The organism is Herbaspirillum aquaticum (genome assembly GCF_002213425.1).
Classification (GTDB): Bacteria; Pseudomonadota; Gammaproteobacteria; order Burkholderiales; family Burkholderiaceae_D; genus Herbaspirillum; species Herbaspirillum aquaticum.
The window spans coordinates 47635-65302 of the sequence record NZ_NJGV01000008.1 but is presented as its reverse complement, the minus strand read 5'-3'; the positions used below and the strand labels follow the sequence as shown (position 1 = coordinate 65302).

At 61.9% G+C, this 17668-nt stretch carries 14 protein-coding genes; 4 read left to right on the top strand and 10 right to left on the bottom strand.

The window, feature by feature from the left end:
* The first annotated feature begins 325 nt into the window (after positions 1–325).
* Entirely contained in the window at positions 326–1150 is an 825-nt protein-coding gene (locus CEJ45_RS10320; RefSeq protein ID WP_088755047.1) for an outer envelope protein, read from the top strand.
* A gap of 269 nt (positions 1151–1419) precedes the next feature.
* Positions 1420–2673, top strand: a complete 1254-nt coding sequence (locus CEJ45_RS10315; RefSeq protein ID WP_088755046.1) for a urate hydroxylase PuuD — start codon at positions 1420–1422, stop codon at positions 2671–2673.
* A gap of 951 nt (positions 2674–3624) precedes the next feature.
* Here CEJ45_RS10315 and puuE read toward each other — a convergent pair.
* The 5 genes from puuE to CEJ45_RS10290 form a co-directional block, all read right to left on the bottom strand.
* Positions 3625–4557 (bottom strand): allantoinase PuuE, encoded by a 933-nt coding sequence (gene puuE, locus CEJ45_RS10310; RefSeq protein ID WP_088755045.1) that lies wholly within the window; start codon positions 4555–4557, stop codon positions 3625–3627.
* 64 nt (positions 4558–4621) lie between these two features.
* Positions 4622–5356, bottom strand: a complete 735-nt coding sequence (locus CEJ45_RS10305; protein ID WP_088755044.1) for an aspartate/glutamate racemase family protein — start codon at positions 5354–5356, stop codon at positions 4622–4624.
* Between the two features lie 39 nt (positions 5357–5395).
* Positions 5396–6847: an NCS1 family nucleobase:cation symporter-1 gene (locus CEJ45_RS10300; RefSeq protein WP_088755043.1), complete on the bottom strand. Its 1452-nt coding sequence runs from the start codon at positions 6845–6847 to the stop codon at positions 5396–5398.
* A 223-nt stretch (positions 6848–7070) separates the two neighbouring features.
* Positions 7071–7811 carry a GntR family transcriptional regulator gene (locus CEJ45_RS10295; RefSeq protein ID WP_088755042.1) on the bottom strand — a complete coding sequence of 247 codons (741 nt, stop codon included), beginning with the start codon at positions 7809–7811 and terminating at the stop codon, positions 7071–7073.
* A gap of 447 nt (positions 7812–8258) precedes the next feature.
* Positions 8259–9317 (bottom strand): adenosine deaminase, encoded by a 1059-nt coding sequence (locus tag CEJ45_RS10290; protein ID WP_088755041.1) that lies wholly within the window; start codon positions 9315–9317, stop codon positions 8259–8261.
* A gap of 301 nt (positions 9318–9618) precedes the next feature.
* On the opposite strand from CEJ45_RS10290, the gene CEJ45_RS10280 reads away from it, so the two are divergent.
* Positions 9619–10164: a hypothetical protein gene (locus tag CEJ45_RS10280; protein WP_088755039.1), complete on the top strand. Its 546-nt coding sequence runs from the start codon at positions 9619–9621 to the stop codon at positions 10162–10164.
* Positions 10165–10275: 111 nt separating this feature from the next.
* Here CEJ45_RS10280 and CEJ45_RS10275 read toward each other — a convergent pair whose 3' ends face one another.
* The 5 genes from CEJ45_RS10275 to CEJ45_RS10255 all read right to left on the bottom strand — a co-directional run bounded on the left by CEJ45_RS10275 (position 10276) and on the right by CEJ45_RS10255 (position 14119).
* Complete coding sequence (locus CEJ45_RS10275; RefSeq protein WP_088755038.1) at positions 10276–11010, bottom strand: amino acid ABC transporter ATP-binding protein; 735 nt, start codon at positions 11008–11010, stop codon at positions 10276–10278.
* The gene (locus CEJ45_RS10270; protein ID WP_088755037.1) at positions 10991–11647 is read right to left on the bottom strand and encodes an amino acid ABC transporter permease; all 657 of its coding nucleotides are present in this window, start codon (positions 11645–11647) and stop codon (positions 10991–10993) included. Before CEJ45_RS10270 ends, CEJ45_RS10275 begins: the two co-directional genes overlap by 20 nt.
* Positions 11644–12315, bottom strand: coding sequence for an amino acid ABC transporter permease (locus CEJ45_RS10265; RefSeq protein ID WP_088755036.1), 672 nt, complete (start codon positions 12313–12315; stop codon positions 11644–11646). The genes CEJ45_RS10270 and CEJ45_RS10265 overlap by 4 nt, the downstream gene beginning before the upstream one ends.
* Before the next feature lie 216 nt (positions 12316–12531).
* The gene (locus tag CEJ45_RS10260; RefSeq protein ID WP_088755035.1) at positions 12532–13314 is read right to left on the bottom strand and encodes a transporter substrate-binding domain-containing protein; all 783 of its coding nucleotides are present in this window, start codon (positions 13312–13314) and stop codon (positions 12532–12534) included.
* A gap of 58 nt (positions 13315–13372) precedes the next feature.
* Complete coding sequence (locus tag CEJ45_RS10255; protein ID WP_088755034.1) at positions 13373–14119, bottom strand: GntR family transcriptional regulator; 747 nt, start codon at positions 14117–14119, stop codon at positions 13373–13375.
* Between the two features lie 521 nt (positions 14120–14640).
* Here CEJ45_RS10255 and CEJ45_RS10250 point away from each other — a divergent pair.
* The gene (locus tag CEJ45_RS10250) at positions 14641–17649 is read left to right on the top strand and encodes a bifunctional glycoside hydrolase/polysaccharide deacetylase family protein (protein ID WP_088755196.1); all 3009 of its coding nucleotides are present in this window, start codon (positions 14641–14643) and stop codon (positions 17647–17649) included.
* Positions 17650–17668 lie beyond the last annotated feature (19 nt).

The window sequence follows — 17668 nt, the reverse complement described above, 5'->3', positions numbered from 1 at the left end:
GATTGCGCCCCGGCGCGCAGGGCGCAGCGCTCGATGCAGCGTTGCGCGGCTCGCTTTGGGAGCGATGGATTCGCTACTTTTGGTGGGTGCGATTGCGCGCGCAAAGTGCCGGCTTGGGGGCTGGCACGGGCTTTGCGTAAACGCTGCCGTCGGTGCGGGTGTCGGCAATGCTGTCAGCAATTTGCCAGACCTTATTTGACGAGGGCAAGCACACGAGGGGTACCGGAGTCGCTGCTGTGGCGGGGAGAGTGCAGGACGCCGCAGGATGCGAACCGGTCTCCGGTTCAACAGCCATTTTTTAGATTAGCAATACAGGGAGAAACTTATGAAGAAGGGTATCAAGGGGAAGTACTGGATGATGGCAGCCGTGGTTGCTTCGTCCGCAATCAGCATGTCGGCTCATGCCTTGGACTGGTCGGACACCTCGATCGGCTACCGTTACGGCACGAAGTTTGCCGAGCCCTTCAATTCGAAGGACATCAGCAAGAACATCGTCAACCTGCAGCACTCCGATGGTTACAAGTACGGCACCAATTTCCTCAACATCGACATGCTGCTGTCGGACAACAAGAATGACAATGCCACGGAATTCTACGTCGTCTATCGCAATACGCTGGATATCGGCAAGATCAGCGGCAAGGACCTTTCCTTCGGCCCGGCACGTGGTGTCGGTCTGACCCTGGGCTTTGACTGGAACACCAAGAACGACAACAGCTACGCCTCCAAGAAGCGCATGTGGGTGGTTGGCCCGACCCTGATGATGGATGTGCCTGGCTTCCTGAACATCAGCATTCTGGCGCTGTTCGAAAGCAACAAGCCCATCGGTGTGACAAGCCGTTATGAGTACGATACCCACCCGATGCTGAACCTGGCCTGGGGCATTCCGCTGGGTAGTTCGGGCTGGGCCTTCGAAGGCTACACGAACTATATCGCCGCCAAGGGCAAGAACGAGTTTGGTGGTCCGACCGCGCCCGAACTCAACTTCGACGGTCAGGTCATGTATGACCTGGGTACTTCGATGGGCATGGGCAAGAACAAGTTGCGCGTGGGCCTGGAATACCAGTACTGGCGCAACAAGTTCGGCAACCCGCACAACGTGCCGGGTTCGCTGGCCAAGACCCCGATGGTGCGCGCCGAGTATCACTTCTAAGTCCGGTTGATCCGGCTGCTTGCAGCATCATGGCGATGCCGGGTCTTCGGATCCGGCATTTTTATTGGGTGCTCGCCGTTGGCCGGGAATTGGCTACACTGTGGCTGGCCGGTGGCACCCAGGGTGCTATGTGGTTTGTCATATGTTGGCTATAAGTTTTCAGGCATGAGGTATCGGCCAGGCTGATATCTAATTGCTGGGTTTTGAACAGGATGGGGGTTTGCGCGTTGCGGCCTTCGTCATCCACAGGGATTTGAGAGCGGAGCATCATGGAAGCATACCTACTTGACTGGCTGAACTTGCTGCTGCGCTGGCTGCACGTGATCACGGCGATTGCGTGGATCGGTTCTTCCTTCTATTTCGTTTGGCTGGACAACAGCCTGGTGGCGCCGACCGATCCGGAGCTCAAGGAGAAGGGTGTCGGGGGCGAGTTGTGGGCGGTGCATGGCGGCGGTTTCTACAATCCGCAAAAGTATCTTCTTGCACCCAAGGTGTTGCCGGAGCATCTGCACTGGTTTTATTGGGAGTCTTACAGCACGTGGCTGTCTGGCTTTGCCTTGTTTTCGCTGCTGTATCTCTTCAATGCGAACGTCTTTTTGGTCGATCGCAATGTGTTCGACATGTCGGCGTCGATGGCGGGCGGAACGGCGATTGCCTTCCTGGTCTTCAACTGGCTGATCTATGACGCGATCTGCAGCACCATCGGGGATCGGCCAGGGGCGGATCGGCTGGTCAACCTGCTGGTCGGCTTGCAGGTGATCGTTTCTGTTTGGGCGGCTTGCCATCTGTTTTCGGGGCGGGCGGCTTTCCTCATCAGCGGGGCTTCCCTGGCCACCATCATGAGCGCGAATGTGCTGGTGTGGATCATTCCGGGGCAGCGCAAGATGGTGGCTTCCATGCGGGCCGGGCAAGCGCCCGATCCGATTCATGGCAAGCGCGGCAAGCAGCGTAGTGTCCACAATACCTACTTCACCTTGCCGGTGCTGTTTGCCATGCTGTCCAATCACTACAGCATGACCTATAGCGCGCCGCATAACTGGGTGGTCCTGTTGTGCATCATGGCGGCCGGTGCCTTGATCCGGCAGTTCTTCGTGTTGCGGCACAAGGGGGTTTATAACTGGTGGTATCCGGGGATTGCTGTTGCGCTGCTGCTGGCGGTGATCTTGTGGATGAGTCCTGCCATGCAATCCAAACCTGTGGCGGCTGTTGCTCCTTCTCCTTCTGCTGAGGCTTCATCCGCTGCTCCTGCTGGCGACGCTGTGGCCGCAGGGTCGTTTGCCCAAGTCCAGCAAGTGATCCAGGCGCGATGCATCCAGTGCCATGCCGCCAAACCTACCCTCATGCCGGTGCCCGGCAAGGGCGTTCTGCTCGATTCGCCTGAACATATCTCCCAGCACGCTCAGCAGATCTATCAACAGGCTGTCGTGCAGAAGGCCATGCCTTTAGGGAACATGACCCAGATCACCGACGCTGAACGCGCCATCATTGGCAAGTGGTTCGAAAGCGGCGCTCCCGTTAAGTGATTTGTTGAGTGTGGGGTTGTCTTGGCTGCGGGCTTTTCTGGTTGTTCTGTTTGGGGCAGTCTGCACGGATTGCTTTCCTGCGCTCTAGCTTAATTCTTATCTCTCTCCGGTCGGAAGGACGCGCCGGGGGCGGCCCGGCAGCCGCTCACTTTTCTTGTCTCGCCAAGAAAAGTAAGCAAAAGAAGGCGACCCCAAAGAGCCAGCCCTCCTTCGGAGGGTCCCCGTCGCAGCGAAGCGAAAAGTGGGAAGGATAGAGTCGCTTCGCTCCGACTATCCTTCTGATCCACTTTTCGCTCCGCTGCGACGGCTGGCTCTATGGGGACGGCAACCTCCACGGGCTCGCCTTCGGCCTCGCAGCGTCTCCGACTCGCCTTCGGCTTTGGGTTGGCTCGCCTGTGGCATCGACCTTTTGATCGTTCCCACTCCCGTTCCGGGTTTTGGGATTTTCCTTTTTTGTTTTTGGCTTTTGTGTAAATAATTTCCCTTCGGTCGTCCTGAGTAGTCGCGCAGCGACGTATCGAAGGCTAAAGAACGGCAAGGCAAAGCCGCAGGCGAGTCGGAGGTATTGCGATGCCGAAGGCGAGCCGTTTCGGCTGTCCGCATCTGCGCCGCCGCTTCAGGAGCCAATAAAACGGATCAGAAAAATAACCGGAGCGAAGCGACTTTATTTTTCCCGTTTTATTGGCTCCTGAAGCGGGGACCCTCCGAAGGAGGGCGGCGGAGTTGCGGTCGCCTTCATTTGCTTACTTTTCTTGGCGAGACAAGAAAAGTGAGCGGCTGCCGGGCCGCCCCCGGCGCGTCCTTCCGACCGGAGAAAGATAAGAATTAAGCTAGAGCGCAGGAAAGCAATCTGTGCAGACTACCCCAAACCACAAAACCAACGCCGACAAAGAAATACCGCCCAAGGACAAAACCCAAGGGCGGCACAGACCAATTCCAAAAAAGAATAAATCAGCGTTCGGAAAACGGATGCGTCTTCTTCCAGTGTTCAGCGATATCAATCCGCCGGCAGATCCAGACCTTGTCATGTGACTGCACATAATCCAGGAAGCGCTGCAGGGCGCGGAACCGCCCAGGCCGCCCAAGCAAGCGGCAATGCATCCCGATGGACAGCATCTTCGGCGCCTCTTCACCCTCTTCATAGAGCACGTCGAAGCTATCTTTCAGGTACTGGTAGAAGTGCTCGCTGGTATTGAACCCCTGCGGCGTAGCAAACCGCATGTCATTGGAATCCAACGTGTAAGGCACCACCAGATGCGGCGCCTTCACTCCATCGCTGGTCTCCACTTCAGTCCAGAACGGCAGATCATCCCCGTAGTAATCGGAGTCATAGGCAAAGCCCCCATGCTCCACCACCAGCTGCCGCGTATTGGGCGAATCCCGCCCCGTATACCAGCCCAGCGGCGCGCTCCCGGTGAGCTCACGGAAAATCTGCACCGCCTCCCGCATATGCGCCCGCTCGGTCTCGATATCCATGTTCTGGTAGTGAATCCACTTCAAGCCATGGCAAGCGATCTCATGCCCCAATTCCTGGAACGCCTGGGTCACATCAGGCGAACGCTGCAAGGCCGTCGCTACGCCAAAGATCGTCATCGGCAGACCACGCTTCTCGAACTCGCGCAGGATGCGCCACACCCCCACCCGCGACCCATATTCGTAAATCGATTCCATCGACATGTGCCGCGCCGGATAAGCCGCCGCCCCCACGATCTCGGAAAGGAATTGCTCCGACGCAGGATCGCCATGCAAGACGCAATTCTCGCCGCCTTCTTCATAATTGAGCACGAATTGCAAAGCCACCCGCGCCTGGCCAGGCCAGCGCGCGTGCGGCGGATTGCGGCCGTAGCCGGCCAGGTCGCGAGGGTAAGTTTGTTGCTGTGACATAAGTTCTTCGTTTGGCTGTCAAGAAAGGAAATCGCAGCGCCCGACCACAGCGCCGCAGGAAAAATCACACACGTGCAAAACCGCTGAGCAATCCATGATAAGCCTTGGGCAAGGGCCGCGCCCATTCACCCCCCTTGGCCGTGCCCAGCCCCAGTGCCACCAGCGACTCCGCCAGCTTGACCGCTGCGGTCACGCCATCGATCACCGGCGCACCAATGTCGCGGCCAATGGCCGCACACAGGTCGGCCATGCCCGCGCAGCCCAGCACGATGGCCTCGGCCCCGTCCTCGGCCAGCGCCCGCCGGCACTCCTCGGTAATGCGCGCCCGCGCATCGGACGCCGGATTCTCCAGCTCCAGCACCGCAATCTCGCAGGCGCGCACGTTACGGCAAAAACGCTGCATGCCGTAACGCTCGGCCAGGTGCCAGGCCATGCCGCTGGTGCGCGCCAGCGTTGTCACCACCGAAAAGGAGGGCGCGACCAGGCTGGCCATGTGCATCGCCGCTTCAGCAATCCCGATCACCGGCCCCCGCGCCAACTCACGCGCCGCCGACAAGCCAGGATCACCGAAACAGGCAATCACGTAGGCATCCACGCCCTCGCGCTCACCCTGCTCGATTTCCTGCAGCAGCCCCGGCACGGCCAGCGCCTCGTCATAGTGGCTCTCGATCGAGGCCGGCCCCATCTGCGGACTTACGCCCGTGATCTCGGTGCCGGGGGCCGCCACCTGGCGGGCACAGGCCGTCATGGCCTCCGTCATGCTCATGGTGGTGTTGGGATTGATCAGCTTGATGCGCATGCTTGTTCCTTGATGCAATGAAGTCCAGGTCGGCGACGCTCAACGCTTGCGCGCGAACATCAGGTAAAACACCGCGCCCAGCGCCGCACCGATGAACCACGAGAAGTCCGCTGCTTTACGCAGCTGCGGCAGCATCACGCAGGCCACGCAGACGGCAGCGGCCAGCACCAGCGCCTTGACCGCATCACGGTTGACGCCATTGGTGTACCAGTAACGGCCTTCCGGACGCATGGTGTAGAGATCCTCGACCTTCACCTGGCGTTGCTTGACCAGGTAGTAGTCCGACAGCAGGATGCCGTACAGCGGGCCAATGAAGCCCCCCAGCACATCGAGCGTGTAATGGATCACTTCCGGATTGCCGAACAGGTTCCAGGGCGTGATGAAGATCGAGGCCGTGGCCGCGATCATGCCGCCGGCGCGCCAGCTGATGCGGCTGGGCGAGAGGTTGGAGAAATCGAAGGCGGCCGAGACGAAGTTGGCCACGATGTTGATGCCGATGGTGGCCGTCAGGAAGGTCAGCGCGCCGATCACCGCAGCCGTGGTGCTGTCGATGCGCGAGACGGTTTCCACCGGGTCGGTAATCAGCTCGCCAAACACGGCGATGGTGGCAGAAGTCGTCACCACCGTGACTATCGAGAAGGCCAGGAAGTTGACCGGCAGGCCCCAGAAGTTGCCGCGCTTCACATCGGCGAAAGTATGGCAGTAGCGGGAGAAGTCGCCGAAGTTGAGCATCGGCCCGGAGAAGTAGGACACCACCAGCGAGATCGCCGTGATCATCATCGAGACCGCCGCCCAGCCGCTGTACTTGATCTCGCCCAGGTTCAGGCCCACGTTCTGCCAGCCAGCCTTGTAGATCATCCAGCCCGCCAGGATGAACATGACCACATAGACCGCCGGACCGGCAAAGTCGATGAACTTCTTGATGGTCTCCATGCCGTTCCAGAACACCAGCGCCTGCAACACCCACAGCAGCAGGAAGCCGCCCCAGCCCAGGGTGGAGAGACCGGCGAAGGAGTGCACGTGGACATCGGCATAAGGCTTCAATTCCGGGAAGAACTTCAGCACCACCACCACGAAGGCGGCTGAGGCCAGGTAGGTCTGGATGCCGTACCAGGCCACCGCGATCAGGCCGCGGATCATGGCCGGGACATTGGCGCCCAGCACGCCAAAGGACAGGCGGCTCATCACCGGATAGGGCACGCCATGCGCCTGGCTGGGACGCGCTACCAGGTTGCAGAGCAGGTAAACGATGCTGATGCCGATCAGCAGCGAGATCAGCACCTGCCAGCTGGTCAGGCCCAGGGCGAACAGGCTGCCGGCAAACACGTAGCCGCCCACGCTGTGCACGTCGGACATCCAGAAGGCAAAGATGTTGTAGGAACCCCAGGTCTGTTTCTTCAGCGGGGCAAGGTCTTCATTGGTCAGGCGCGCATCGTCGGCGCCGGCGATATAGGCGCCGGGTGCAGCAGAGGGGGAAGCGTCGGTAGTCATGGCCGGTCTCCATCAAAGAGAAAGGTGGGGTGAAGCGAATCACGCCCGGCCGCAGCCGGGCTGTTCAACGGACTTCCTGCATGCTCTTGTCGGCATGGTGGTGGTCACACGGTCGGTATTGCATGTGGCCGCGCGACGTGGCCCTGTTTGTTTCTCACTTCCTTCTTCCATCTTCCTGATCCTCCCTGGCGGGAAAATCAGGGTGTGCGCGCCGGCCCGTGGGTCACAGTCCCTTGCCGAGCACGGCACGCAGATCGAACTGGTCATCCGCATCCGGCCGTACCCGGTCCTCGCACAAATGCAAGTGATGTGCCATATGCGACTGGGCAGCGGCGACATCGCCTTTTTCCAGCGCTTCCAGCACGGTCTCGTGTTCATCGAAGGAGCAGGCGTTGTGACCCGGCGCCTCCGTCTTGGCGATCATCAGCGTGGTGCGCGAGACCAGCTTGCGCAAGGTGTCCACCAATAGCGCATTGCCGGTCAGCTCCGCCAGCGCCAGGTGGAACTGGGCGGAAAGCCGGATCCAGCGCGGCCGGTCACCGTTCAGGTAGCAATCCCGCTCTTCCTCCACCATGCGCCGCAAGCCGGCGATCTGGCGTGTGCCGGCCTCGCGCCCGACCTTCTCCAGCACCGCATGTTCGAGGATGTTGCGCAACTCGAACATGTCGCGCACCTCGGCATGCGAAGGGCTGGCGATGAAGGCGCCTCGGTTGGCTTCCAGGTCCACCATGCCCTCCGAGGCCAGGCGCGAGAGCACCTTGCGCACCGTGTGGCGGGCCGTGTCGTAGATCTGGCACAGGGTCTGCTCGGTCAGCTTGGTACGCGGCGGCAGGCGGTGCTCCATGATCGCGTCATAGATGTCCTGGTACATCCTCTCCTCGACCGCTCCCGTGCTTTCGCGCTCGCGCGCACTGGCGCGGGCCGGGGCGGCAGGGGGGCGTGCGGTTTTGCTGGCTTTGTTCATGATGCTCATGCTCTGGCTGGAATGACTGTCTGGAAGGTCTTGCCGGTCAACAACGAGGCGCATGGATCGTCAACAATCTGAAAATGGATTTGCAACAAAACGGGGCTCATTCTGCACCAAAAAGAATGCCCTGTGACCCTCTTTGGGTCACTGTCTGCGCGACTTTCGATGCTGCGGCGCAGCGCCGACGGGGCAAATTTCCCTTGTGAACAATGGTGTACCGCGTGCTGCATGGCGTAATCTTTATTCCAGAAATTGTTGTCAATCCGTGCGTACGATTGCGGCAAAAACGGGTGGTCAATGGTGTCGGTGGCGCGCTGCAAAAGACGGGCCGGACCGTCGCCAATCCCCTGTCACGGCTATGCAAGAAGCGTGCTTGACCGCAGGGGATATGAAAAGAAAACGCCCGGCACGGGGCCGGGCGCGGTGTGGCGGGCTGCGGCGGGCTCAGTGGCTGGCGGCGTACTGTTCCAGCTCCTGGTGCAGGGTGGCCTTGTCTTCGTCAGACAGGAAGCAGGCATCGATGCCATTGCGCGCCAGCTGCAGCACCTGCTCGCGCGAGAGGTTCAGCGAGCGGGCGACGGCGTGGTAGTTGGCGTTCATGTAGCCGCCGAAGTAGGCCGGGTCGTCGGAGTTGACGGTCACGGCCAGGCCGGCATCGAGCAGGCGCGCCAGGTTGTGCTCGGCCATGTCCTTGACCACGCACAGCTTCAGGTTGGACAGGGGGCAGACCGTCAGCGGGGTGCGCTGTTGCGCCAGGCGCTGCATCAGGGCCGGATCTTCCTCGCTGCGCACGCCGTGGTCGATGCGTTCGACGTGCAGCACGTCGAGGGCGCCGATCACGTAGGCCGCCGGACCTTCTTCACCGGCGTGGGCCACCAGGCGGAAGCCCAGTTCGCGGCAGCGCGCATAGACGCGTTCGAACTTCTCCGGCGGGTTGCCGCGTTCGGAGGAGTCCAGGCCGATACCCAGCCACAGGTCGGCGTACTGCTCGCGTAGCGGCAGTGCCGCTTCCAGGGTGGCGAAGGCGTCCTCTTCCGAGAGGTGGCGCAGGAAGGACATGATCATCACGCTGCCGAAGCCATCGCGGCGGCGCGCATCGCGCAGGGCGGCGGCAATGCCGGCGAATACGGTGGCGATGGGAATGCCGCGCTCGGTGTGGGTTTGCGGATCGAAGAAGATCTCGGCATGGCGCACATTGTCGGCTTGCGCGCGGGCAATGTAGGCCGCGGTCATGTCGTAGAAATCCTGTTCGGTGCGCAGCACGTTGGCGCCGGCGTAGTAGAGATCGAGGAAGGACTGCAGGTCGCTGAAGTTGTAGGCCGCGCGCAGGTCGTCGACCGAGGCGTAGGGCAGGGCGACGTTGTTGCGCTGGGCCAGGGCGAACATCAGTTCGGGTTCCAGCGTGCCTTCGATGTGCAGGTGCAGCTCGGTTTTGGGCAGGCCGGCGATGAAACCGTCCAGCGCGGCGCCGGTAGCGGAAGAAGAAATGACAGCTGAGCTCATGGAAACGACCCTTCAAAAATGGCTGGAACAGGGAAGGCGGGCGCGGGTTGAGACCCGATGGAGCCGCGCGACACCTCGCCGCGCCAGCATAGCCGCCTTCCGGACCCCGCATTATCACGCAAATCGCATACCCGGCTCCACAAAGGTAAAGGCCGGTATGCCGCTGAACCAAAGCGGCCGCACGGGCTCTGAGCAGCAGCATGGCTGGCTCCCGCCGGGCGGGACTTTGACGAAGATGCAAGGAATTCTCGCCAGCACCGGGCAAGACATGTTTAAATGCTAAGCTTCTTGGGGGAAACGAATGCGCAAGTCGATCAGGGAAAGCATGCAGTGGATCGTGGGTGGCACGGTGCTGGTGGCCATGTCGGGATGTTCGGTGATGCCGTGGACGGAAGCCGAGGACCCGACGGTAGTCCCTTACAAGACCATTCTCAGCGGTTCCTACCAGGGTTTCCTGAAGAACTGGGATGAGCAGCGTCAGCCGGTCTTCTGTGCCCTGATCCGCAGCCGCGCCGAATGGGACCGCTGGATGCAGCCGGCCCCGGTGATGAACGACAAGCGTCCCTTCGGCCCCTCGGCTGATCATTTCGAGCGCAAGCAATACCTGGTGGTCGCGCGCAGCATGAGCGCCCCGGATGCGGCCGAACGCCCCCATGTCTTCACGCCCTTGTCGCTGCATCTGCGCGACGGCACTCTACGCCTGAACTATCTCTATCGTGCACCGGCTTCCGGTGCTTCGTATCGCATCAAGGATTACCTGATGGTGGCCATTCCCAAGGAACGATTCACGACGGGGCCGGTGGTGTTTTATGAGAATGACCGGAAGGTGTGTGAAGTCGACCGGTAACGCTCAGGCTGGCCGCATCGCCAGCGACATCCGTGCAGGACATGAATGAAAAAGCCGAAGGCGAGCACCTTCGGCTTTTTCTTTTCTGACTCCGGCTGACACGTGGCGGGTTTAAGCCCCCTGCGTCATGCCAATGAACTGCTGCAATTCCGGCGTCTTGGGATTGCCGAACAATTCCTCCGGCGGTCCGATCTCATGCACCTTGCCCTGGTGCATGAACACCAGCCGGTTGCAGACCTCGCGCGCAAAGCGCATCTCGTGCGTCACCATCAACAGCGTCATGCCTTCCTTGGCCAGGCCGCGCATGACGGTCAGCACTTCGTTGACCAGTTCCGGATCCAGCGCCGAGGTGATCTCGTCACACAGCAGGGCTTGCGGATTCATCGACAGCGCGCGGGCAATGGCCACGCGCTGCTGCTGGCCGCCGGAGAGTTGGTCCGGAAATGCATCGAACTTGTGGCCCAGCCCGACCTTCTCCAGGTTGGCCTTGGCGGTGGCCATCGCCTCGGCTTCGCTCGTGCCCTTGACGATCATCGGCGCAATCATCACGTTGCGGCCCACCGAGAGATGCGGGAACAGGTTGAACTGCTGGAAGATCATGCCGACCTTCAAGCGCAGGTTGCGCAGCTCCAGTTCGCTGGCACCCAGCTTGGCGCCGGCTACGCTGATGTTGCCTTCGTCGATGCTCTCCAGGCCGTTGATACAGCGCAGCAGCGTGGACTTGCCCGAGCCGCTCTTGCCGATGATGGCGATCACTTCACCCGGTTCGACGTCCAGGCTGATGCCCTTGAGGACTTCGTTGTCGCCGAAGCGTTTCTTGACGTTGTCAATGGCGATGAGCGGCATTGTATTTCCTTTCTAAAGACTGGCTGTACTTGGACAGCGGCCAGCAAAGCACGAAGTAGAAGGCGCCCACGATGGCAAACACCGTGAAGGGGCGGAAGGTGGCATTGGTGATGACGGTGCCGGCCTTGGACAATTCGATGAAGCCGATGATGGAGGTCACCGCAGTGGACTTGATGATCTGTACGCCAAATCCCACCGTCGGTGCAATCGCAATACGGAAAGCCTGCGGCAGCACGATGTAGCGCATCTGCTGGAAGTAGCCCATGGCCAGTACCGACGAGGCTTCCCACTGCCCCTTGGGAATGGCTTCCACGCAGCCGCGCCAGATCTCGGCGAGATACGACGCGCTCCAGCACATCAGCGCCAGTCCGGCTGCCAGCCAGGCCGGCACTTCGATACCGAACAGCGCAATGCCGAAGAAGACCAGGAACAGCTGCATCAGCAGCGGCGTGCCCTGGAACAGTTCGATGTAGAGCCGTGCGACTTGCCGCAGCCAGTTCTGGCGCGAGGTGCGCATGAAGAGGATGATCAGGCCCAGCGCGCCGCCGAGCACGAAGGTGACCAGCGACAGCAGGATGGTCCAGCGCCACGCCAGCATCAGGTTGCGGACGATGTCCCAGGTAGTGAACGTGATCATGCGGTCCTCCGGGCGGTGATGAAGTAGTTGCCGATCAGGCGCAGCAACTGGCGCAGCAGGATGGCCAGCACCAGGTAGATAGCGGTGGCGACGATGTAGGCTTCGAAGGCGCGGAAGTTGCGGCCCTGGATGTAGTTGGCCGCGAAGGACAATTCTTCCACCGCGATCTGCGAACACACCGCCGAGCCCAGCATGACGATGACCACCTGCGAAGACAATGCCGGCCAGATTTTCTGCAGCGCCGGACGCAGGATGATGTGGCGGAAGATCTGCCCGCGCGACATCGACAGCGATTGCGCCGCCTCAATCTGCCCGCGCGGAATCGCCTGCACGCCGGCGCGGATGATCTCGGTGCTGTAGGCGCCCAGGTTGATCACCATGGCCAGGATGGCCGCCGTGATTTCACTGATGTGGATGTTCAGCGACGGCAGGCCGAAGAAGATGAAGAACAGCTGCACCAGGAAGGGCGTGTTGCGGATGATCTCCACATAGCCGCTGACGATGGGTTTGAGCCAGCCCGGCCCCTGTGTGCGCGCCCAGGCACCAAAGATGCCCACGGCCACGCCCAGCACGCCGCCGATGGCGATGAGCTCGGCGGTGGTCGCCACACCCTTGACGATGACGTCGGTGTAGTCGAGCGTGGAAAGAAAATCGAATTGATAAGCCATGATGTCGTGTCTGCCCTGCCTCGAAAATGCTGCGTTTGCCGGGTTGTCCGCCTGCCTGCTGCCGGGGTGAAGCTGTATTGCTGCTGTATTGCTGCTGTATTGCTGCTGTATTGGTGCTCTCTGGCGACCGTATTGCCGTCGCCTTGTGGACTGTACTGGTGCGTTCCCGCAACTGTCATGCCGCACACCACGAAGGTGTGCGGTCACTCCAGCAAATTACAGGCCAGCCGGCAGCGGCAGGCCCAGCCACTTCTGGGAGATGGTGTTGAGGCTGCCGTCCTTCTTGGCATCGGCCAGGATGGCGTCGACCTTGTCCTGCAGCTTCTTCTCACCCTTGTTCAGGCCGATGAAGCAGGGCGAATCCTTGATCAGGAACTTGGTCTCGGGCTTCTTGGGCGGGTTCTTGGCGATGATGGCGGCGGCCACCACGTTGCCGGTGGCGACCAGTTGCACCTGGCCGGAGAGGAAGGAGCTGATGGTGCTGTTGTTGTCTTCGTAGCGCTTCACGGTCGCCGAGGCCGGCACGATCTTGGTCAGTTCCAGGTCTTCCACCGAACCACGGGTCACCGCAATGGTCTTGCCTGCCAGGTCGGCGGCGCTCTTGACCGGCAGGTCGGCCGGGCCGAACACGCCGTTGAAGAAGGGCGCATAGGCGGCGCTGAAGTCGATCACTTTTTCACGCTCGGCGTTCTTGCCCATGCTGGAGATGACCAGGTCGACCTTCTTGGTGGTCAGGTAGGGAATGCGGTTGGCGCTGGAGACGGGGATCAGTTCGACCTTCACGCCCATCTTCTTGGCGATCAGGTTGGCCACGTCGATATCGAAACCCTGGGGCTTCAGGTCGCTGTCGACCGAGCCGAAGGGCGGGAAGTCGGCCGGGACGGCCACGCGCAGCGTGCCGTTCTTCTGGATATCGTCCAGGGCGTCGGCGCGGGCAGCCGAAGCGGAGAACATCATGGCGCCGGCCATCAGGCCGAGCAGGAGTTTGGTCAGTTTCATAGCAGTTTCCCTTGGGTTGACGTCATTGACTACGTTGATGAGAGGCCTGTTGTGCAGCTCAAGGCCCTTTGCTTTGCTGGCGTGGCGGCCCGGTCTCGCTGGCGGCCCCCGGCCGCGATACCGATGCCAGCGCCTGTCGCAGCGGTTCCAGCGGATCGCTGCTGCGCACCTGGGTGAGCCCTGATTCCACATGTTGCAGGTGGTCCTGCATCAGTTGCTCTGCCTGTTCCAGATCGCCGCGCTCCAGCGCCTCGACGATCAATACATGTTCCGAACACGAATCCTCCGCCTGCTCCGACGACTGGTGCAGCATGGCCGTCAAGGTGGTGCGCGCGGTCAGGTCGCGCAGCGTTTCCGACAGCAGCGAGTTGCCCAGGCATTCGCACAGGCAGACGTGGAAGTCCCCCAGCAGGTAGCTGCGTGCCCCCACATCGGCCCCGGCGATGGCCGCCTCTTCGCGGGCGATGTGATCGCGCAGCTGGCCGATGGCCTGCGTGCTGATCGGCCGCACCCGCGCCTGGCGCAACAGCCCCAGCTCGATCACGCGGCGTGCCTCGAAGGCTTCGCGCGCCTGTTCGGCGGTGGGCTCGATGACGAACCAGCCGCGCCGCGCACTGACGGTGACGATGCCGCGCGCCATCAGCCGGGTCAGCGCTTCGCGCACCTGGGTGCGCGAGACGCTGAACAGGTCGGCCAGCTGCTGTTCGCCCAACCGGGTCCCCGGCGCCAGTTGCTTGGCGAGGATGGCCTCGGTGATACGGACCGCAATCTGCGACGACGACTTGGCGGAAGGATCGATGCTCATGTCCTCTCCTCAGCAAGTTGTGTGCCACGCTGATATACAAGATTGGCATACAACAACCCGCGACGATTATTGGCGGCCAGACGCCGCTGTGGCAAGGGTTTGCGACCGGTGTCGCAGTACGGTCACGACCGCGGGAGGGGCGGTGATGCGGCGCAAAACGGGTGAAATGAAGGTTTGGGGGCAGCCGCTGCCTGCTTTTGGTGCGTGCGGGCCGACCACAAGCGCGGTTGGCTTGCCCTGCTTTTGTGCGCCGCAGGGTGACCTGTGAAGGAATTGGCAGTTTTAGCCGTCAAATTTTTGCGGTTAGGCGGCAATATGTTCACTTGAAGACACAGCTAAATTCCCTCGCGGTAATAAACTTGCAGTTGAATCTAGTTAGAATTTGATACAAATTGCTAACAAGCGCACCAGGAAAATCTGAAGAATTCGAACAACAAGCGGGGGATGGCAGCTCATCCGAGTCAGGATTTTCCGGATGCCAACAAGGACGTAGCCATGGTTTCATGTGGCCTGCCAAGTTCATGACAAAACATCAGGGGGAGCACGTGCCGCGCTCTGCAGCAAGCCAAGCCTTACAACAATCAGCTGGCCGGACCTGGCGCGCCTTGCGGGCGCTGGCCTGGGCCCTGGCCGCCGGCGCGGCGGCGCTGGTGACCGGTGCGGCACCGGCCCAGAATCCGGCGGCGGCAAGCGCAGCCGCGCCCACCTCTATCGCCTTCTACTACGGCCCCAATCCCCCGCTGGCCGACCTGCAGGCCTTTGACGTGGCGGTGGTGGAACCGGCCTTCGTGCGCGACCCGGCCGCGCGCACACGCAGCGCGGCCAATGGCGCGCACCAGCTGTTTGCCTATGTCTCGCTGGGTGAGGTCCAGCCTTCACGGCCTTACTACAAGCAGATGCCGCCCGGCCTGCTCAGGGGAGACAACGCCGCCTGGGGCAGCCGCGTGATCGACCAGACCGCACCCGGCTGGCGCGACTTCTTCTTCGACAAGATCGTGGCACCCTTGTGGGCGCAGGGATGGCGCGGTTTCTTCCTCGATACCCTGGATTCCTACCAGCTCTTTGCCAAGACCGATGCCGAGCGCGCCGCCCAGACCCAGGCCATGATCGCCACGCTGCGCGAATTCAAGCGCCGCTATCCGCAGGCCAAGCTCATCCTCAATCGCGGCTTCGAACTGTTCCCGGAGGTGGCACCGCTCACTTACGCGGTGGCTGCCGAATCGCTCTATCGCGGCTACGATGCCGGCCGCCGCAGCTATGGCGCCGTGAGCGACAATGACCGCGCCTGGCTCTCCGGCCAGCTGCGCACCATCCGCGACCGTTATCGCCTGCCGGCCATCGCCATCGATTACGTCGATCCGTTCCAGCCGGGTGCCCGCGCCCTGGCGCGCGAGACGGCCAACAAGATCAGCGCCGACGGCTTCCTGCCCTGGGTGGCTGATGGCACCTTGATGTCCATGGGCGTGTCCACTGTCGAACTGGTACCGCGCAATGTGCTGGTGCTGCTGGATGTGGCCCAGGGTGATGACCTGCATACCACCGAGGCCCAGCGTTTCCTGGGCATCCAGCTGAACCATCTCGGCCTGCGCTACGAATTCCGCGAAGTCGGCCGCGAGGGCCTGCCCACCGAGCCGCTGGCCGGGCGCTATGCGGGCGTGGTGACGTGGTTTCGCAGCGGCACCGATCACCAGCGACTGGGCCCGTGGATAGGGCAGCGCATCAAGGAAGGCGTGCCGGTGGCGATCTTCAATGCCTTCGGTTTTCAGATGACCAAGCTCAGCGCCGGCATGCTGGGGCTGACCAGTTTTGCCGCACCGTCGCCGGAGCAGCTGGAGGTCACGTATGCCGACCCCGAACTGATGGGGTTCGAGACCAAGCCGCGCGTGGACCGCACGCAACTGGAGCTGGTGCGCCTGACCGATCCTGCCGCCAAGTCCCTCTTGCGCATGAAGGATGGCCGCAACAATACCTACGATGCGGCCGCCATCATGCCTTGGGGCGGTTTCGCCCTGGCCCCGTTCGCCACCACCACGCTGCAGGTGATGGACCCGCCGCGCTGGGTGCTGCAGCCCATGCTGTTCCTCAAGCGCGCGCTGCGCCTGCCCGAACTCCCGGTGCCGGACGTCACCACCGAGGGCGGCCGGCGCATCCAGACCAGCCACCTCGATGGCGATGGTTTTCCTTCCAAGGCCGAGTATCCGGGCTCGCCCTTTGCGGTCGAAGTGCTGCAGCGGGAGATCTGGGACCGTTACCGTTTTCCCGTGACGGTCTCGGTGGTGGAGGGCGAGCTGAGCCCGCAGGGCGTCTATCCGCAGCTCTCGGCGCAGACCACGGCGCTGGCGCGCAAGATGTTCACGCTGCCTTACGTCGAGCCGGCCAGTCATTCCTTCTCGCATCCCTTCAACTGGGCCGATGCGATGTATGACACCCGTACCGCCGACATCAACCAGATGGATGGCGATGCCTCGCGCACGCTGGACATCCCGAACTACAAATTCAACCTGCAGCGCGAGATCAAGGGGTCGATGGACTACATCAACAAGACCCTGCTGCCGCCGGGCAAGAAGGCCGAGGTCTTCCTCTGGACCGGCAACTGCGTGCCGCCCCCCGAGGCCATCGCCCAGACCTACCTGGACGGCTTCCTCAACATGAACGGCGGCGACACCATGATCACCAGGAGCCGCAACACCTGGACCGACATCGCCGCGCAAGGCGTGCGCAAGCAGGGCTGGTACCAGGTCTTCGCGCCCAACCAGGACGAGAACGTCTACACCGGCAACTGGACCGGACCCTTCTACGGGTTCGAGCGCGCCATCGAAAGCTATGAGTTGACCGGCGAGCCGATCCGCTTCAAGGCCGTGGACATCTACTACCACTTCTATGCCGGCACCAAGCCCGCATCGGTGGCAGCGCTGCACAAGATCCACCGCTGGGCCGAGGCGCAGCCGTTCACGCGGCTGTACGTCTCGCAGTACATCCGCAAGGTCATCGATTTCGAAAACACCAGCATCGCCCGCACTGCCGATGGCACGCTGGTCTATCGCACCGGCGAGTACCTGCGCACGCTGCGCATCCCGGCTGGTGCCCCTGACGTGGACTTGTCACAGCCCGGCATCGCCGGGATCGCACCAGGCCCCAGCGGCCGTTACCTGATCACCTCGGCGGGCGAAGTGCGCATCCGCCCGCGCAGCAGCAGCGAGCAAGCCGATGCGTCGCCGGCCTTGCCCATGCTGCTGGAGGCGGCCGGGCAGGTCGGTGATTTCCAGCGCAGCATCAACGGCAACAAGGCCGAGCTGCGTTTTTCGCTCACCGCCAATGGCGTCACGACCTTCAGCATCAGTGGTGCGCGTACCTGTACTGCTACCGCCGACGGCGTGGCGCTGGCCAAGGGCAAGTCGGTCAGCATCACCGGCCAGGCGTGGTATCGCAATTTCACCGGCAAGACTGCAGTTCACCAATATGACATTGGCTCCGCAACCGCCCCGCTCGCGACAACAAGGCACCTGGTACTCGTTCAATGCACCTTATGAACGGGCCAGGCTGTTCTCG

What these genes read in the sequence shown, in the direction of transcription:
- CEJ45_RS10320 (WP_088755047.1), top strand. Translation starts at nt 326, where the DNA reads ATGAAGAAGGGTATCAAGGGGAAGTACTGGATGATGGCAGCCGTGGTT.
- CEJ45_RS10315 (WP_088755046.1), top strand. Translation starts at nt 1,420, where the DNA reads ATGGAAGCATACCTACTTGACTGGCTGAACTTGCTGCTGCGCTGGCTG.
- puuE (WP_088755045.1), bottom strand. Translation starts at nt 4,557, where the DNA reads ATGTCACAGCAACAAACTTACCCTCGCGACCTGGCCGGCTACGGCCGC.
- CEJ45_RS10305 (WP_088755044.1), bottom strand. Translation starts at nt 5,356, where the DNA reads ATGCGCATCAAGCTGATCAATCCCAACACCACCATGAGCATGACGGAG.
- CEJ45_RS10300 (WP_088755043.1), bottom strand. Translation starts at nt 6,847, where the DNA reads ATGACTACCGACGCTTCCCCCTCTGCTGCACCCGGCGCCTATATCGCC.
- CEJ45_RS10295 (WP_088755042.1), bottom strand. Translation starts at nt 7,811, where the DNA reads ATGAACAAAGCCAGCAAAACCGCACGCCCCCCTGCCGCCCCGGCCCGC.
- CEJ45_RS10290 (WP_088755041.1), bottom strand. Translation starts at nt 9,317, where the DNA reads ATGAGCTCAGCTGTCATTTCTTCTTCCGCTACCGGCGCCGCGCTGGAC.
- CEJ45_RS10280 (WP_088755039.1), top strand. Translation starts at nt 9,619, where the DNA reads ATGCGCAAGTCGATCAGGGAAAGCATGCAGTGGATCGTGGGTGGCACG.
- CEJ45_RS10275 (WP_088755038.1), bottom strand. Translation starts at nt 11,010, where the DNA reads ATGCCGCTCATCGCCATTGACAACGTCAAGAAACGCTTCGGCGACAAC.
- CEJ45_RS10270 (WP_088755037.1), bottom strand. Translation starts at nt 11,647, where the DNA reads ATGATCACGTTCACTACCTGGGACATCGTCCGCAACCTGATGCTGGCG.
- CEJ45_RS10265 (WP_088755036.1), bottom strand. Translation starts at nt 12,315, where the DNA reads ATGGCTTATCAATTCGATTTTCTTTCCACGCTCGACTACACCGACGTC.
- CEJ45_RS10260 (WP_088755035.1), bottom strand. Translation starts at nt 13,314, where the DNA reads ATGAAACTGACCAAACTCCTGCTCGGCCTGATGGCCGGCGCCATGATG.
- CEJ45_RS10255 (WP_088755034.1), bottom strand. Translation starts at nt 14,119, where the DNA reads ATGAGCATCGATCCTTCCGCCAAGTCGTCGTCGCAGATTGCGGTCCGT.
- CEJ45_RS10250 (WP_088755196.1), top strand. Translation starts at nt 14,641, where the DNA reads ATGACAAAACATCAGGGGGAGCACGTGCCGCGCTCTGCAGCAAGCCAA.